This is a genomic window from Phenylobacterium deserti (assembly GCF_003254705.1).
Lineage (GTDB): Bacteria > Pseudomonadota > Alphaproteobacteria > Caulobacterales > Caulobacteraceae > Phenylobacterium > Phenylobacterium deserti.
Genome location: NZ_QFYR01000001.1, coordinates 206,737 through 221,179 on the forward strand (window position 1 = coordinate 206,737; position 14,443 = coordinate 221,179).

At 68.2% G+C, this 14,443-nt stretch carries 14 protein-coding genes; 10 read left to right on the forward strand and 4 right to left on the reverse strand.

Features of this window, described 5'->3' with window-relative positions; all coding sequences use genetic code 11:
- The first annotated feature begins 196 nt into the window (after positions 1-196).
- From DJ018_RS01050 to DJ018_RS01060, 3 genes are read left to right on the forward strand one after another with little or no spacing between them, the layout of a single operon-like run.
- Positions 197-1,333 (forward strand): ABC transporter permease, encoded by a 1,137-nt coding sequence (locus tag DJ018_RS01050; RefSeq protein WP_111512948.1) that lies wholly within the window; start codon positions 197-199, stop codon positions 1,331-1,333.
- Positions 1,330-2,082 carry an ABC transporter ATP-binding protein gene (locus tag DJ018_RS01055; protein WP_111512949.1) on the forward strand — a complete coding sequence of 251 codons (753 nt, stop codon included), beginning with the start codon at positions 1,330-1,332 and terminating at the stop codon, positions 2,080-2,082. Before DJ018_RS01050 ends, DJ018_RS01055 begins: the two co-directional genes overlap by 4 nt.
- 4 nt (positions 2,083-2,086) lie before the next feature.
- On the forward strand, positions 2,087-3,064 hold the full coding sequence (locus DJ018_RS01060; protein ID WP_111512950.1) for an HlyD family secretion protein: 978 nt from the start codon (positions 2,087-2,089) through the stop codon (positions 3,062-3,064).
- Positions 3,065-3,081: 17 nt separating this feature from the next.
- Here DJ018_RS01060 and DJ018_RS01065 read toward each other — a convergent pair whose 3' ends face one another.
- Positions 3,082-3,504 carry a DUF2147 domain-containing protein gene (locus DJ018_RS01065; RefSeq protein ID WP_205853691.1) on the reverse strand — a complete coding sequence of 141 codons (423 nt, stop codon included), beginning with the start codon at positions 3,502-3,504 and terminating at the stop codon, positions 3,082-3,084.
- 187 nt (positions 3,505-3,691) lie between these two features.
- Here DJ018_RS01065 and DJ018_RS01070 point away from each other — a divergent pair, with 187 nt between their 5' ends.
- Together DJ018_RS01070 and DJ018_RS01075 are read left to right on the forward strand one after the other, a co-directional pair.
- Positions 3,692-4,597, forward strand: coding sequence for an SDR family NAD(P)-dependent oxidoreductase (locus DJ018_RS01070; protein ID WP_111512952.1), 906 nt, complete (start codon positions 3,692-3,694; stop codon positions 4,595-4,597).
- Positions 4,598-4,674: 77 nt separating this feature from the next.
- The gene (locus tag DJ018_RS01075; RefSeq protein ID WP_111512953.1) at positions 4,675-6,069 is read left to right on the forward strand and encodes an MFS transporter; all 1,395 of its coding nucleotides are present in this window, start codon (positions 4,675-4,677) and stop codon (positions 6,067-6,069) included.
- On the opposite strand, the gene DJ018_RS01080 is transcribed toward DJ018_RS01075, so the two are convergent.
- Positions 6,066-7,166 carry an Mrp/NBP35 family ATP-binding protein gene (locus DJ018_RS01080; protein WP_111512954.1) on the reverse strand — a complete coding sequence of 367 codons (1,101 nt, stop codon included), beginning with the start codon at positions 7,164-7,166 and terminating at the stop codon, positions 6,066-6,068. The two genes, DJ018_RS01075 and DJ018_RS01080, sit on opposite strands and share 4 nt — an antisense overlap.
- Positions 7,167-7,299: 133 nt before the next feature.
- Here DJ018_RS01080 and hflK point away from each other — a divergent pair, with 133 nt between their 5' ends.
- From hflK to DJ018_RS01095, 3 genes are read left to right on the forward strand one after another with little or no spacing between them, the layout of a single operon-like run.
- Positions 7,300-8,478, forward strand: coding sequence for an FtsH protease activity modulator HflK (gene hflK / locus DJ018_RS01085; RefSeq protein ID WP_111512955.1), 1,179 nt, complete (start codon positions 7,300-7,302; stop codon positions 8,476-8,478).
- A complete protein-coding gene (gene hflC, locus DJ018_RS01090; RefSeq protein ID WP_111512956.1) occupies positions 8,475-9,380 on the forward strand; it encodes a protease modulator HflC in 906 nt (301 codons plus the stop codon). The genes hflK and hflC overlap by 4 nt, the downstream gene beginning before the upstream one ends.
- Positions 9,380-9,922, forward strand: a complete 543-nt coding sequence (locus DJ018_RS01095) for a GNAT family N-acetyltransferase (protein ID WP_111512957.1) — start codon at positions 9,380-9,382, stop codon at positions 9,920-9,922. Before hflC ends, DJ018_RS01095 begins: the two co-directional genes overlap by 1 nt.
- On the opposite strand, the gene DJ018_RS01100 is transcribed toward DJ018_RS01095, so the two are convergent.
- Entirely contained in the window at positions 9,904-10,578 is a 675-nt protein-coding gene (locus DJ018_RS01100; protein ID WP_111512958.1) for an HAD family hydrolase, read from the reverse strand. The two genes, DJ018_RS01095 and DJ018_RS01100, sit on opposite strands and share 19 nt — an antisense overlap.
- A 44-nt stretch (positions 10,579-10,622) precedes the next feature.
- The gene (gene serB, locus DJ018_RS01105) at positions 10,623-11,495 is read right to left on the reverse strand and encodes a phosphoserine phosphatase SerB (protein ID WP_111512959.1); all 873 of its coding nucleotides are present in this window, start codon (positions 11,493-11,495) and stop codon (positions 10,623-10,625) included.
- On the opposite strand from serB, the gene miaA reads away from it, so the two are divergent.
- Both miaA and DJ018_RS01115 read left to right on the forward strand, forming a co-directional pair.
- Positions 11,494-12,423, forward strand: coding sequence for a tRNA (adenosine(37)-N6)-dimethylallyltransferase MiaA (miaA, locus tag DJ018_RS01110; RefSeq protein WP_111512960.1), 930 nt, complete (start codon positions 11,494-11,496; stop codon positions 12,421-12,423). The two genes, serB and miaA, sit on opposite strands and share 2 nt — an antisense overlap.
- Before the next feature lie 194 nt (positions 12,424-12,617).
- On the forward strand, positions 12,618-14,408 hold the full coding sequence (locus DJ018_RS01115) for an acetolactate synthase 3 large subunit (protein ID WP_111512961.1): 1,791 nt from the start codon (positions 12,618-12,620) through the stop codon (positions 14,406-14,408).
- Positions 14,409-14,443 lie beyond the last annotated feature (35 nt).

Here is a 14,443-nt window from a genome sequence, read left to right on the forward strand (position 1 = left end):
GCGACGATCATGCGGCTGTTCCTTGCCGATAGAGCCAAGACAAGCGGTTGCGCAAGTCGGGTGTAACAGAGCCGTTACGCAGCCAGAAAGAGTGACGTTACGCCGAATTAATCCGAGGTAGTATAGTCTTACCGGGATTTAACTGGCCCGCACCAGTTGCGGCGGACGACATCTCGGGACGTTGAGGGGGAAGACGATGTCGCTGGCCCTGTCCACTCTGCTCTACGAGTGGCGCCGCTACACCGCTGCGATGGTGGCCCTGGCCTTTTCGGGCCTGCTGGTGCTTGCCCAGGTCGGCATGTTCACCGGCATCGTGAAGGCCTCAACCGCGACCATCGAGCGCAGCCGCGCCGACATCATGATCCTGGCGCCCAAGTCCGAGAGCCTGGTCAACGGCCCCAACACCCTGCCGGCCAGAATCCAGCCTCTGATCTATCTGAACCCGAACGTGGTCGAAGTGGCCGCACTGGGCGGCAGCTGGGCGCGCTTTCAGAACATCCCCAAGGATGGCCAGAAGCAGGTCACGGAGGGCGTGCAGATCAACATCGTCGATCCTCGTCCCGGCGCCGTGACCCTGCCAATCGACTACAGCGAGGATGTACGCCGGGCGCTCATGGAGCCCTATGCCGTGGCGGTGGACCGCACGGCGCTGGGAGCGCTGGGCGTCAAGGCGGGCGACATGGCCACGCTGAACGGGCGCACGGTCTACATTCGCGGCATCCTCGAGAACTATCCCAACGTGAACAACAAGCAGGTGGTCATGTCCCGTGACAGCCTGCGGCTGCTGGGCATGGCGGGCGGCGACGACAAGACCGGCCCTTTGATGGTGCGTATCCGTGACGCCAGCCAGGCCGAGGCGGTGCGCGACCAGCTTAACGCGGTCGCCAAGGACACCTACCGCGCCTGGACCAAGGAAGAGCTCTCCAAGGCCAACCAGAAGGCCATCATGAAGGAGCAGATCATCGGGATTTTCCTGGGCTTCTCCCTTTTCCTCGGCTTCCTGATCGGCGTGGGCATCACCTCGCAAACCCTGCGTGGCGCGATCCTGTCGAGCATCAAGGAGTTCGCCAGCCTCCGAGCCCTGGGCGTCTCCATGGGCAGCCTGCGGCTGGTCATCCTGGAGCTGTCGTTCTGGGTGGGCATCGCGGGCCTGCTCGCCACCGCCCTGCTGACCTGGGGCGTCGCAGCCCTGGCGTCCGGCTCGGTGCCCATGAGCTTCCCGGCCAACTGGATCATCACCGTCGCCATCCTGCTGCTCGTCATCGCGATGTTCTCGGGCCTGCTGGCCCTCGGCATCCTGAAGAAGAGCCAGCCTGCGGACCTGCTGCGATGAGCGCTCGCTCCGAACAGGCGCTGGTCGCCCACGGCCTTTCCAAGCGGTTCAAGACCGGCCGCACTTTTATCGAGGTGCTGAAGAACGTCGACTTCGACGCCCGTCACGGCGACCTTACGATGGTCATGGGCCCATCGGGCTCTGGCAAGTCGACCCTGGTCGCAGCCTTGTCAGGCCTGCTGCGGCCGGACACCGGCGAGGTCCAGGCGCTGGGCCAGGACCTTTGGAGCCTGCGGCCGGGCAAGATCGACAAGTTCCGGCTCGAGCACTGCGGCTTCATCTTCCAAGGCTTCAACCTGTTTGCAGCGCTGACCGCGCTGCAGCAGGTGGAGATCATCCTGAAATACCAGGGCCTCTCCAAAGGTCAGGCGCGCGAGCGCGCGGTCCAGGCGCTGACGGAAGTGGGATTGGAGAGCCGCATGAACATGCGCCCCGCCGCTTTGTCAGGCGGGGAGAAGCAGCGGGTGGCCATCGCCCGCGCCCTGGCCAAGAACCCGCGCCTGCTGTTCGCCGACGAGCCGACCTCCGCCCTCGACGGGGAGAACGGCCAGATCGTGATCAAGCTTCTGCAGCGGGCGGCCAAGGAGCATGGCGCAGCGGTGATCTGCGTCACCCACGACCCGCGGCTGGAAGCCTACGCCGATCGCGTGATCCACATCGAGGACGGCCGCATCCTCGATGACCGACGCACCGCCCGGAGCGCTGAGACCATCGCGGCCCAGACACAACCCGAGCTCGCCGGAGCCTAGAGATATGTTCGCCTTTCTTCGCAGCCGCGCCGTCTTGATCCTGGTCGGTCTGGTGGTCGTCCTTGGCGCTGGCGGCTTGTTCATGAACAGCCAGGCCAAGGCCAAGAAGGCCGAAGCGGCCAAGACCGCCGCGGCCGCCACCACCAAGAGCCCCTACGTCGCCATCGCCAACGGCAAGGCCGATGTGGAAGGCGGCATCATCCAGGTCGCCGCCCGCCGGGCGGGCGTCGTCTCGGACGTGCTGGTGCAGGAAGGGCAGGACGTGAGCCGCGGCCAGGTGCTCGCGCGCCTGCAGGACGACGAGCCGCGCCTGGCCGCCGAGCGGGCTTCCGCGGAACTGGCCCAGGCGCGCGCGCAGGTCGCCGTGCTTCGGGTGCAGTTGTCCACCGCCAACCGGGAGTATGAGCGCCTGCAGGGGCTCGCCTCCTCCAACTTCGTGGCGGGGCAGCGCCTGGATCAGGCGCGCGATGCGATCCGGCAGGCCCAGGCGAACCTGGAAGCCCAGCAGGCCTCCATCGCGACCGCCCAAGCGCGTCTGAACGAGGCCCGCTTCAGCCAGGAACTGAGCGTGATCCGCGCGCCCGTCGATGGGCGCATCGTGCGCCGCTACGCCAACCCGGGGGCCGGCGCCTCCACCCTGAACGTGTCCAACATGTTCGACCTGGAGCCTAAGGCGGCGCGCATTGTGCGGGCGGAAATCTCCGAAGGCGCCCTGCCCTCGGTCTCCGTGAATCAAACCGTGCAGATGTCGCCGGAGGGCGATCCCACAAAGACCTACAGCGGTCGGGTGATCCGACGCGCCGCGGTGTTCGGCGCGCGCAAGCTGCAGTCGGACGATCCGTCCGAGCGGGCCGACGAGCGGGTCGTGGAAGTGGTGGTGAGCGCCGACGGCGCGCCGTTCCTGATCGGTCAGCGCGTGCTGGTGAAGTTCATGGATCCGAAACAGCAGCAGGTGGCGAGCGCGGCCCCGCCGAAGAGCTGACGCTTAGCGGGGCTGGATCAGGTGACCTTGGTCCAGACCTGGCTCTTGCAGAGCAGGCCGCCGATGACACAGCCCTTGGCGCGCAGCCGCCCGGCGTCAACCGGCTCGGCGATGCCCGTGAAGTTGCGATTCAGTTCGGGCACGAAGACCTTGCCGCGCCACACGCCGCGCCGCTCGTCCAGTTCCAGGTTCTTGAGCACTTGGGTGCCGACGAGGCTGGCGGTGCCGGCCTCACGCGCCTTGGCCTGAGCCTTGGGCGAGGCCCAGATCACGGTGCCGCACGCAGCGGCGCCGCACGGCCGGATCTCGACGCGCACGTTGTCCTTCGGGTTGCGCCAGACGCCGAAAGCGTCCGAGGTCGCGGGCTGGGCCACGACGGACTGGCCGGCCATAAGAAACGCCGCTGCAGCCGCGGCGGCGGTGACAAATCGACGATGCATGGAACCGATCTAGGCCATCGCCGTTGCGGCGCAAGATGGGGCGGCGCCGCAGGTGCGGCGGTGTGCATTATAAGCCACAGTACCGGTTCCGGTGACGCCACGTCACCTCGGCGGTTTGCTTGACGCCCTCGCAAGTAAGGCCGCACAAGGCCTGACACATTCGAACACCTGTTCAAGAGGGATCCTCATGGCGGACATCCGCTTCGACGGCAAAGTGGCCATTGTCACCGGTGCGGGCGGCGGGCTCGGGCGCCAGCATGCGCTGGAGCTTGCGCGTCGCGGCGCCAAGGTCCTGGTCAACGATCTGGGCGGAGCGCTGGACGGGTCGGGCGGCGGCTCGGACGCTGCGAACGCGGTGGTCGAGGAGATCAAGGCGTTCGGCGGGGAAGCCATCGCCAACGGCTCGTCCGTCACCGACGACGCGGGCGTTCAGCTGATGATCCAGCAGGCGATGGACGCATGGGGCCGCATCGACATCCTGGTCGCCAACGCCGGCATCCTGCGGGACAAGAGCTTCGCCAAGATGGAAGTGGGCGACTTCCAGGTGGTGCTGGACGTGCACCTGCTGGGCACCGTGAAGCCTGCCAAGGCGGTCTGGGAGATCATGCGCCAGCAGAACTACGGGCGCATCGTGGTCACCACCTCGTCCTCTGGCCTCTATGGCAACTTCGGCCAGTCGAACTATGGCGCGGCCAAGCTCGGCATCGTGGGCTTCATGAACACCCTCAAGCTCGAGGGGCAGAAGAACAACATCCACGTCAACGCCATCGCCCCGGTCGCCGCCACGCGGATGACCGAGAACCTGATGCCGCCGGCCATGCTCGAGATGCTGAAGCCTGAGTATGTGACCCCCGGCGTGGTCTACCTGTGCTCGGATGAAGCGCCGACCGGCGTCATCATGACGGCCGGCGCGGGCGCCTTCGCCGTGGCTCGCATCGTCGAGACGGAAGGCGCCTACCTGGGCGAAGGCGGGCTTTCCGCCGAAGAAGTGCGCGACAACTGGGACAAGATCGCCGATCCGGCCGGTCAGCAGCCCTATGACATGGGTGGGGCCCAGACCGCCAAGGTCCTGCGCAAGGTGCAGGGCGGCTGAGGTCTTTTCCTCTGCGCGAACGCAACTAACCTGACGGCCGCCGCCCGGCATGGGGGCGGCCGTCAGGAGCCTTCCTTGTGACTCAGCCTCAAGCGCGCGCCGGCGCGCCGCTGTCGCTTCTGGCCGTGCTGGCTTTCGCCACCGCCAACATCCCGATCTCGGCGGTGACCCTGGCGGTGTCGGTGCACCTGCCGAAATACTTCGCAAGCAGCGTGGGCCTGACCCTAGGCGCCGTGGGCGCCGCGTTCGGGCTGGTCCGCCTGATCGACATCCCGATCGACGCCCTTCTCGGCTTGGCCATGGACCGCACCCGCACGCGGATGGGTCGCTATCGCCCCTGGGTGCTGGCGGGCGCGCCCGTGATGATGCTGGGCCTCTTCATGCTGATGCGTGCGGGCGCAGGCGCCGGCGTGGGCTTTCTCGTGACCTGGCTGCTGGTCATGTATCTCGGCCTGTCCATGACCTATCTGGCGCACCTGGCTTGGGCGTCGAACCTTGCGCCTACCTACGAGCAGCGCTCCCGAACCATGGGGGCGATCACCTTCCTCGGCGTGGCGGGAGCGGTGATCGCGCTGCTGATCCCGGTGGTGGTGGATGCACGCGGCGGCGGCGAAGCGTCCGGCGTGAAGGCCATGATCTGGTTCATCATCGTCGCGGCGCCTGCCACCGCTCTGCTGGCCTGCCTGATGGTGGGCGAGCGCATTCCCGCTGACCGGACGTCCGGCTTCCGGCTGGGCGACTATGCGGCCCTGCTGAAACGAGGGAACGTGATCCGCCTGCTGCTGGCGGACCTGCTGTTCAATCTCGGCCCAATGTGGATGGCGGCCCTTTACCTCTTCTACTTCACCGACCACCGGGGCTTCACCACCGGCCAGGCCAACCTTCTGCTGCTGGCCTACCTGGCCGCCGGCTTCCTTGGCGCGCCGCTCACCGCCTGGCTGGCGAACCGGATCGGCAAGCACCGGGCCTTGATGGTGAACACCACCGTCTACTCGCTCTCCCTTCTGGCGATCCCCTTCTACCCGCCCGGCGCCTTCCTGATGGCCTTGCCGGGCATGGTGGCGGCGGGCGCGATGTACACCGGCTTCATCGTCTCCATTCGGGCGCTGACCGGCGACATCGCCGACGAGGTGCGCCTGGAGACCGGCCGCGAGTGGATGGGGCTGATGTACGCCATGGTCAATGTGACCTCGAAGGTCGCGGCGGCCTTCGCGATCCTCCTGACCTTCAACGTCTTGGAGCAGATCGGCTATCAGGCCGCCGAGGGCGCGGTGAACACCGCGCAAGCCTTGGCCGGGCTGCAGTGGGCCTTCCTCTCAGGCCCGATCGTCTTTGTGATCCTCGGCGGCGCCTGCTTCATCGGCTACCGCCTGGACGCGCGCCGACACGCGCAGATCCGCGCTGAGCTGGATGCGCGCGAGGCCCTGGCCCTCAGCGCCGGCGAAGGCTTCGCGGCCGCGCCCGTTCGCTAGGCGAGCCTCTCCGCCGCCTGCAGGAAGGCACGGGACGCAGCGCTGTCCGGCCGCGTGGCGACCAGAGGCTGGCCCGCATCACAGGCCTGGCGCAACGCCATCTCGATAGGCACCTGGGCCAGCAGGGGCACGCCCAGGCGCTCAGCCTCCGCCGCCGCGCCGCCCTCGCCGAAGATCGGCACGCGCGCGCCCGTCGGGTCCTCGAACCAGGCCATGTTCTCGATAACGCCAAGGATCGGTGCGCCGGTCTTGGCGAACATGGTCGCTGCACGGCGCGCGTCGATCAGCGCGATTTCCTGAGGAGTCGAGACCACCACCACGCCGTCCAGCTTCAGCCGCTGAACGAGCGTCAGCTGGATGTCGCCGGTGCCGGGCGGCAGGTCGATGACCAGCACGTCGAGCGGCTGGTCCGCTGTGCCCCAGGCCGAGCCCATCATGGTCCGCAGCGCCGACGAGGCCATCGGGCCGCGCCAGATGGCGGCGTCACCCGGCTCCACGATGAAGCCGATAGACATCACCTTCAGTCCCCAGGCCTCCAGAGGGACGAGGCGCTTCTCGTCGTCGAAGGTGGGCTCGCCGTCCACGCCCAGCATGGTCGGGGCCGACGGCCCGTAGATGTCCGCGTCCAGCAACCCGACCCGTAGGCCCTGGGCCGCAAAGGCGGCCGCGAGGTTCACCGCCACGGTCGATTTGCCGACGCCGCCCTTGCCGCTGGCTACAGCGATCACCTTGCGCACGTGCTCCGGCCGCTCGGCCTCCGGCATGTGGCCGAGCCGGGCCTGTGGATCAGCGGACACTCGGGCGCGCTTGGGCGCGACGCTCGGCGGCTGGGGCGCTTCGTTCTCGGCGGTCAGGATGACCTGCGCCGTCTCGACACCCTCCACGGCAGACAGAGCCGCCTCCGCCGCTTCGCGAACGGCGCGGTAGGACGGCACGTCGGCGGCCGGCACCTCCAGCATGAAGGCCGCTCGGGCGCCACGCAGGACAAGCCCGCGGACCAGTCCGGCGGCCGAGAGTCCCTTGCCGGTCTTGGGATCCTTCACCTTATCCAAGGCTTCCAGGATGGCGGCGCGGTCGGGAACGGGCTGTTGGCTCATGCCTCTTGGTCTTGCTTTGGGGCGGAAGGGGTCTCATATCCGACTGACGGCGCCGGTTTACAAGTTCGGTGGACTTGAACGACCCGGCCGCGCCCGAGAAACATAAAGAGCAACAAAGAGCGCGACGCGGCGGATGCCCTGGAACGACAATGCCAATCCCGGTCCGTGGGGCCAGCCCCCGTCGGACGACGACCGGCGCGATCCCCCGCGCCGCCCGCAAGGCGGAGGCCCGCGCGGCCCTCGCGGTCCCGGCGGCCCGAACGGGCCTGACCTGAACGCCAATTTCGACCGGCTGAACCGGCGCCTGCGCGAGTTCTTCAACGGTCCGGGCGGCCGTCCCCGTCCAGGCGCCCTGGCCGCTGTCGCCGGCGGCGTGGTGGCCCTTTGGGCGCTATCCGGCTTCTACGTCGTGCAGCCCAGCGAAGAGGCGGTGGTCACCACCTTCGGCGCCTATTCGCGCTCCGCCGCGCCGGGCCTGCGCTATCACCTGCCCTACCCGATCGAGCGGGTGGAGAAGGTGGCGGTCACCAGCCTGAACCAGACCAACGTCGGCGGCTCCAGCGAGGCGGACGTGCCGCGCGAAAGCCTCATGCTCACCGGCGATGAAAATATCATCGACCTCGACTTCTCGGTCAGCTGGCGTGTCTCGGACGCAGCTCGCTTCGCCTTCGCCACGCGCAATCCGGAGGAGGCCGTGAAGGCCGTCGCCGAAAGCGCCATGCGCGAAGTGGTCGGCCGCACCCAGCTGCAGCAGATCCTGACCACGGGCCGTGGGCAGGTGCAGGCCCAGGCGGCCGAGCTGATGCAGCGGACGCTCGACTCCTGGGGCACCGGCGTCAGCGTCGTGGAAGTGCAGATCCGCTCCGCCAACCCGCCGACCGAAGTGGTCGCCGCCTTCCGCGAAGTGGCCAACGCCGGCCAGGACGCGGAGTCGGCCATCAACGAAGCCAACACCTACCGCAACCGCGTGATCAACGAGGCCAAGGGCGACGCCGCGCGCATCGTCCAGTCGGCCCAGGGTTATCGCGAACAGGCGGTCCGCGAAGCGCTCGGTGAAGCCGCCCGCTTCAACCAGATCTATTCGGAATACAGCCGCGCGCCGGGCTCGACCCGCGACCGGCTCTACATCGAGGCCATGGAACGCATCCTCGCCCGCTCCAACAAGGTGATCATCGACGGCAACGGCGTGACCGCGCCGGTGATCCTGCCGCCTGACGCCTTCCGCCCGCGCGAGCCGGCGGTCCAGGCCGCACCCCAGGTGCAGGCGCAGCCCGAAACCCAGGGCCAAGCCAGCCGGAGGGCCGCGCAATGAGGGGTCGTCCGCTCGCCTACATCGTCGCGGCCGTCGCGCTGCTGATCGTGCTTTCGCAGACCCTGTTCGTGGTCGACCAACGCCAGCAGGCCATCATCGTGCGCCTGGGTGAGCCGGTTCGGGTGGTGAACCCGCCAGGCTCCAACCAGGCCGGCCTGAACGCCAAGGTGCCGTTCCTCGAGAACGTGGTGAAGCTTGACCGCCGCAACCAGTCGATCGAGGCCGACCAGGAAGAGATCCTGGCCTCCGACCAGGAGCGGCTCATGGTGGACGCCTTCCTGCGCTACCGCATCTCCGATCCGCTGCAGTACTACCGGACCCTGCGCGACGAGCGCACGGCGGCCGACCGTATCGAGCGGGTCGTGAACTCCTCCCTCCGCCAGGTGCTGGGTGGAGCGACCTCCACCGAGATCATCTCAGGCCGCCGGGGCCAGCTGATGGCTCAGGCGCGGGCGGACGTGGCGCGCCGGGCGCAGGCCTCTCGCCTCGGCATCGAAGTGATCGACCTGCGGATCAAGCGCGCCGACCTGCCGGCCGCCAACCAGGAAGCCGTGTTCCGGCGCATGCGCACCTCGCGCGAGCAGGAAGCGGCGCAGATCCGCGCCGTCGGTGAGCAGCAAAAGCGCGAGATCATGGCCTCGGCCGACCGGGAGGTGGCGATCACGCTGGCCACCGCGCAGGAGGAAGGCGAGACCACCCGCGGTCAGGGCGACGCCCAACGCACGCGCATCTTCGCCCAGAGCTTCGGCCGCGACCCGGCGTTCTCGTCCTTCTATCGCTCGCTGCAGGCTTATGAGACGGGCCTGGGCCAAGGCGGCACCACCCTGGTCCTGTCGCCTGACAGCGCTTTCTTCCGCTACTTCGACCGCGGACCGAACGCCGGCGGCTCCTCGCGCCGCTGATGCCTCGGCTCGTCCGGCCGTCCCTGCCGCTCATGGCCTCCTTCGCGGAGGCCATGGCGGAGGGCTACTCGCGTGACAACCTGCGCCCGGAGACCCCGGAGTCCATCGCCTCGGCGAAGGACGACCCCGCCTGGTTTCTGGATCGGCTGCTGAACCCGCCCGAGACGGTGATCCTGCCGGACGGCTCGCTGGCGCCCCGCGCCCCGGAGACCGTGCTCTGGTGGGCGCGGGATGATGCGTTCCTAGGGTCAGTTTCGCTGCGCTGGCGGCTGACGCCGCTGCTGGAGCAATGGGGCGGGCACATCGGCTACACCCTGCGGCCTTCGGCGCGCGGCCAGGGCCATGGCGGGCCCATGCTGGCGGCGATGCTCGACTACGTCCGTGCGGAGCACCCGGACCTCAAGCAGGTGATGCTGACGGTTGCCGAGAGCAATCAGCCCTCCATCCGGGTGATCGAGAAGAACGGCGGCGTGCTGCAGGACCGGGTTCCGCACCCGTGGCACGACGGCGAGATCGGTCGCCGCTACCTGATCGAGGTCTGAGCTCTCAGCAACTCGTGCACCTCGTGCAGGTCCCGGGCGATGCGGACGCACAACCCCCGCATCTCCTCCGTCGGATCGAGCAGGTCAGGCACCATGATGGTCATCATCCCCGCGGCGGACGCGGCCCGTACGCCGTTGTGGGAGTCCTCCAGCGCTAGGCAGTCCGCGGGATCGATCCCAAGTGCGTCAGCCGCCTTCAGGAAGGGCTCCGGGTGCGGCTTGTGGTTCTGCTGCACGTCGCGGGTGATGAAGGCGTCGAAGCGCGGCAGCAGCCCGTGCTGGCCCAGGCTGTGTTCGACGCTTTCGCGGTTGGAGGAGGTGGCGATCGCCCGGGGCAGCTTGCGAGCGTCTAGCTCGTCCAGCAGCTCGACCACGCCGGCCTTCAGCATGATCCCCGCCTGGGCGAACTCGTAGAAATGCTCGCGTACGCCCGATCGCCAAAGCTCGATGTCGAAAGGATCGCCGAAGTGCTCGCGGACGATCTGGTCGCTGAGGACGTGCGGCAGGCCCACCATCTTGATGAAGACCTCGAACGGCAGGTCCAGGCCCGAGCGTCGGGCGGTGGCCTTCATCGCCTCGAACACCACCGACTCGGTGTCGACCAGCAGGCCGTCCATGTCGAACACGACAGCCTTCACTTCGCGGGGGAGATGCATGGCGGGCCTTTAGCGCGCTTCGAGCGCGCCCGCATCCCCGGCGGTCAGTCCTGCGCGAACTCGTCGTCCGTGTAGCCTTGGAAGTAGAGCAACGCGGTGAGGTCGGCATGATCGACCTTGGCGTCGGCCTGCGCCGCCACGATCGGCTTTGCGCGATAGGCGACGCCCAGCCCCGCGGCCTCGATCATCGCCAGGTCGTTCGCGCCGTCGCCGATGGCCAGCGCCTCGTCCAAAGCGATCCCGAGGCTGGCGGCTTCTTCCTGCAGGGCGGCGAGCTTGGCCTCACGGCCGAGGATCGGCTCCCCCACTTCGCCGGTCAGGGCGTCGCCCGCTTCGATCAGGGTGTTGGCGCGGTTCGCATGGAAGCCGGCCGCTTCCGCCACACGGCTCGTGAAGAAGGTGAAACCGCCCGACACAAGCACGCAGCGCGCGCCGTGTGCGGCCATGGTGCGAACAAGGGCGCGGGCGCCGGGATTGAGCCGCACGCGCTCGTCATAGGCCTGCTGCAGGGAGCTGATCGCAAGGCCTTTGAGCATGCCGACCCGCTCGCGCAGGGCGCCTTCGAACTGCAGCTCGCCGCGCATTGCGCGCTCGGTGATCTCGGACACTTGGTCCTTCACCCCGGCGTAGTCGGCCAGCTCGTCCAGGCACTCGACGTTGATGATGGTGGAGTCCATGTCCGCCAGCAGCAGCCGCTTGCGACGCCCCTGGCCCGCCTGCACCGCGAAATCGACCGGAAGGCCGTCGGCCGCCTCGATCGCTGCGGCGCGGACCTTGTCCTCGGACACGTCCGCGAGGATGTCCCAGGCCGCGGCGCCCAGCTGTCGGCCTTCCATGCCGTTCAGCAGGGCCTGCGCCTTGTGGTAGGCGGAAGCCGCGGCTTCCGGTTCGGGGCTGACAAAGGTGAGGGAGAACATGCAGCGCCGCATCTGGCTGATCGCCGGCCCGACGGCAAGCGGCAAGTCCGCCCTGGCTCTGCGTCTGGCCGAGCGAACCGGCGCGGAAATCGTCAATGCCGACTCCATGCAGCTCTACGCCGGCCTGCGGGTGATCACGGCTGCGCCCAGTCCGGAGGAGATGGCGCGAGCGCCCCACCACCTGTTCGGGACCGTTAATCCGGCGGACGGCTGGTCGGTCGGGCGCTGGCTTCGTGCGGCGGCGCAGGTTCTGGAGGATGTCGCGGCGAAGGGTCGGCCGGCTGTGGTCGTCGGCGGGACGGGGCTTTATTTCCGGGCGCTGACGCGCGGCCTCGCCGAGGTGCCGTCCATCCCCTCGGCCGCGCGGGATGCCGCCGAGGCGGACTACATGCATTTGGGCGAAGACGCCTTCCGCGCGCGGCTGGCCGAAGTCGATCCGGCCGCGGCCGCACGCATATCGTCCGGCGACCGACAGCGACTGGTCCGCGCCTGGGAGGTGTTCGCGGCGACAGGGACGGCCCTGTCAGACTGGCAGAAGACGGGAGAGCCGGCTTTGGCGCTGGGGAGCTGGTCGGCTGTGGCGCTGGAGCCGCCCAGGGACCAACTCTACGCGCGATGCGATGCGCGCCTGGAGAGCATGGTGCGCGATGGCGCCCTCGACGAGGTGCAGGCGCTTGCGGCGCGCAATCTCGATCCCGACCTGCCCGCCATGAAGGCGGTGGGCGTGCGCGAGCTGGCCGCCCACTTGGGGGGCGAGACAAGTCTTGCGGAGGCCGTGGGCGCCGCCCAGCAGGAGACCCGCCGCTACGCCAAACGGCAGATGACCTGGATGCGCGGGCAAATGGCCGAATGGCCGCGACTGTCCGCCGCGGGTCACGAAGACCAGTGGAGGCAGTTTATTGCGCTAGAGCCCAGCTTGACGCCTTAGGCCGGGCATGCCACATGCCTAATCCTCGACTTTAAGAGAATTCTCGTGCGCAAGATCCTTGTACTCGTAAGGCGGCCGTCCGCGGACTGACATCCCCGTCAGCCCGACACGGTCGCTCACGCCAGGCCCCACCCGCGGGCCTTTTTTATTGCCCTGACGCTCCGCCCCCGCACCGCGCTTACAGAGATCCGCAAATGACCGCTCATCAGACCATCGAAGCCCAGCAGGAAACCCTCTCCGGCGCCGAGATCGTCGTGCGCGCCCTCCTCGACCAGGGCGTGGATACGCTGTTCGGCTATCCCGGCGGCGCGGTGCTGCCGATCTACGACGCCCTGTTCCAGGAGCCGAAGCTGAAGCACGTGCTGGTGCGCCACGAGCAGGGCGCGACCCATGCGGCGGAAGGCTACGCCCGCTCGACCGGCAAGCCCGGCGTCGTCCTGGTCACCTCCGGCCCCGGCGCGACCAACGCCGTCACCGGCATTGTCGACGCCCTGATGGACTCCATCCCGATGGTGGTCATCACCGGTCAGGTCGCCACCCACCTGATCGGCACCGACGCCTTCCAGGAGTGCGACACGATCGGGATCACCCGGCCCTGCACCAAGCACAACTACTTGGTGAAGGACGTCGCCGACCTGCCGCGGATCATCCACGAGGCGTTCCACATCGCCACCTCCGGCCGTCCGGGCCCGGTGGTCATCGACATCCCGAAGGACGTGCAGTTCGCCAAGGGCGCCTACCAGGGCCCGACGGAGGTCAAGCACGCCCACAACTACAGCCCCCGCACGAAGGGCGATCCGGCGCGGATCGCGGAGGCGGCGGCCCTGCTGGCCAGCGCGCGCCGGCCGATCCTCTACACCGGCGGCGGCGTGATCAACGCCGGCCCCCGCGCGTCCGAACTGCTGCGTGAGCTGGCGGAGCTGACCGGCGCGCCGGTGACTTCGACCCTGATGGGCCTGGGCGCCTTCCCGGCCTCGGACAGCAAGTGGCTGGGCATGGTTGGCATGCACGGCTCGTTCGAAGCCAACAACGCCATGCACGATTGCGACGTGATGATCGCGGTCGGCTCGCGTTTCGACGACCGGGTCACGGGCCGGCTGGACGCTTTCGCGCCCACCTCGCGCAAGGTGCACATCGACATCGACGCCAGCTCGATCGGCAAGAACGTGCGGGCCGACATCGGCATCGTCGGCGACGCCGGCAGCGTGCTGGAGGACCTGATCGCCGTCTGGAAGCAGCGCAACCTCGCCACCGACAAGGCGGCCATGGCCGAGTGGTGGCGCCAGATCGAGGAATGGCGCGCCCGCGACTGCTTCCGCTATCGCCAGGACGGTGAGTTCATTAAGCCGCAGTACGCCATCGAGCGGCTGTACGAGCTGACCAAGGACCGGGAGGTCTACGTCACCACCGAGGTCGGCCAGCACCAGATGTGGGCGGCGCAGTTCTTCCACTTCCAGAAGCCGAACCGCTGGATGACGTCGGGGGGCCTGGGCACCATGGGCTACGGCCTGCCGGCCGCGGTGGGCGTGCAGATCGCCCATCCCGACGCGCTGGTGGTGGACATCGCCGGCGACGCCTCGGTTCAGATGACCATGCAGGAGATGTCGACGGCCGTTCAGTATGGCCTGCCGATCAAGATCTTCATCCTGAACAACGAATGGATGGGCATGGTCCGCCAGTGGCAGCAGCTGCTGCACGGCGAGCGCTATTCGCACTCCTACTCGGCCAGCCTGCCGGACTTCGTGAAGATGGCCGAAGCCTTCGGCTGCGTCGGCATCCGGGCCGAGCGCGCCGATGAGCTCGACGCCAAGATCCTGGAGATGATCAACAGCGACAAGCCGGTGATCTTCGACTGCCGGGTGACCAAGGAAGAAAACTGCTTCCCGATGATCCCGTCGGGCAAGGCGCACAACGAGATGATCATGGCCGAGGAAGCCCGCGACCTCGGCACCATCATCGACGACGCCGGCAAGCGGCTGGTCTGAGCCAGAGGCGAGTGGTTCCGGAAGGCCGCGCAAGC

Excerpts from the sequence above, each read along its gene's own strand:
- DJ018_RS01050 (WP_111512948.1), top strand. The coding sequence starts at position 197 with ATGTCGCTGGCCCTGTCCACTCTGCTCTACGAGTGGCGCCGCTACACC.
- DJ018_RS01055 (WP_111512949.1), top strand. The coding sequence starts at position 1,330 with ATGAGCGCTCGCTCCGAACAGGCGCTGGTCGCCCACGGCCTTTCCAAG.
- DJ018_RS01060 (WP_111512950.1), top strand. The coding sequence starts at position 2,087 with ATGTTCGCCTTTCTTCGCAGCCGCGCCGTCTTGATCCTGGTCGGTCTG.
- DJ018_RS01065 (WP_205853691.1), bottom strand. The coding sequence starts at position 3,504 with ATGCATCGTCGATTTGTCACCGCCGCCGCGGCTGCAGCGGCGTTTCTT.
- DJ018_RS01070 (WP_111512952.1), top strand. The coding sequence starts at position 3,692 with ATGGCGGACATCCGCTTCGACGGCAAAGTGGCCATTGTCACCGGTGCG.
- DJ018_RS01080 (WP_111512954.1), bottom strand. The coding sequence starts at position 7,166 with ATGAGCCAACAGCCCGTTCCCGACCGCGCCGCCATCCTGGAAGCCTTG.
- hflK (WP_111512955.1), top strand. The coding sequence starts at position 7,300 with ATGCCCTGGAACGACAATGCCAATCCCGGTCCGTGGGGCCAGCCCCCG.
- hflC (WP_111512956.1), top strand. The coding sequence starts at position 8,475 with ATGAGGGGTCGTCCGCTCGCCTACATCGTCGCGGCCGTCGCGCTGCTG.
- DJ018_RS01095 (WP_111512957.1), top strand. The coding sequence starts at position 9,380 with ATGCCTCGGCTCGTCCGGCCGTCCCTGCCGCTCATGGCCTCCTTCGCG.
- DJ018_RS01100 (WP_111512958.1), bottom strand. The coding sequence starts at position 10,578 with ATGCATCTCCCCCGCGAAGTGAAGGCTGTCGTGTTCGACATGGACGGC.
- miaA (WP_111512960.1), top strand. The coding sequence starts at position 11,494 with ATGCAGCGCCGCATCTGGCTGATCGCCGGCCCGACGGCAAGCGGCAAG.
- serB (WP_111512959.1), bottom strand. The coding sequence starts at position 11,495 with ATGTTCTCCCTCACCTTTGTCAGCCCCGAACCGGAAGCCGCGGCTTCC.
- DJ018_RS01115 (WP_111512961.1), top strand. The coding sequence starts at position 12,618 with ATGACCGCTCATCAGACCATCGAAGCCCAGCAGGAAACCCTCTCCGGC.